Below are 888 nucleotides of genomic sequence, written 5' to 3'. Positions count from 1 at the left end.
CTGCCGTTCCCGCCGGTCCCCCCGTTCCCGCCGCTTCGAGGAGGAGGTCGACGGCGCCGAGCAGATCGGCGGCCACCTCGGGCGCCGCGGCGACCTCGTCCGCGCGGGTGACCGCCGTCGGCACCAGCACGCCCCGGGCGCCGGCCGCCGCGGCGGCGGCCATGTCCGCGCCGATATCGCCGATGAACGCGCAGTTCCGCGGCGCCACGCCGAGTGCGGCGGCCGCGGCGAGGAGCAGCGCCGGGGCAGGCTTGCGGCACGGACAGCCCGCGTCCGGCGCATGGGGGCACACGAACACCGGCCCCAGACCGCCCAGCAGACCGCCCAGCAGATCGTCGAGCCGCCGGTTGACGGCATGGACGTCGTCGAGGGCGAGCAGACCGCGCCCGACACCGCTCTGGTTGGACACCACGGCGGTCGGGATGCCGGCCCGCCGCAGGCGCCGCAGGGCCGCCGCCGCCGTCGATACGGGGACGACCCGTCCGGGATCGCCGTTGTAGGGGATGTCGATACACAACGTCCCGTCCCGGTCGAACAGCACCGCTTCCGGCAGGGTCCGGCGCCCGGCGGCCGCGTGCGTGTCCGCGCTCAGGGGGGAAGCGCCGTCGACGGCGCGGATCTGTTCAGCCACGAGACGAGGGCTGCCCCGAGGAGCGTGGAGAAAACTACTACTCTGGGTAACAGGGAGGATGGCAGGGACTGGATGATCGGGTTCTTCTTCCCGGTGGCGGGGGCCGAAGATCCACCGTCCGGGCCGATGCCCGGCCCGGCGTTCGGGCCGAAACCGCCTCGGCCACGACGGCGGTCGTGAGGTCCCTCATGCAGGCCGGACCGTCGGCCGAGAGCGGGCATCGCGCCGTCCACCAGCAGTCCTGTTCGGTGATGGAC

1 protein-coding gene and 1 pseudogene are annotated in these 888 nt (G+C 74.2%); both read right to left on the bottom strand.

What is annotated here, in order from left to right:
* A partial coding sequence (locus AC08OV_RS19615; RefSeq protein ID WP_476620080.1) for an HAD-IIIA family hydrolase occupies positions 1–631 on the bottom strand: 631 nt, incomplete at its 3' end.
* Positions 589–888: pseudogene (locus AC08OV_RS19610) on the bottom strand (hypothetical protein); the annotation flags it as partial. The pseudogene AC08OV_RS19610 and the gene AC08OV_RS19615, both read right to left, overlap by 43 nt.

This window comes from Frankia sp. CeTa3Moorea, from assembly GCF_978021225.1.
The sequence above is the reverse complement of the archived record's forward strand: the minus strand, read 5'-3'. Positions and strand labels throughout refer to the sequence as shown.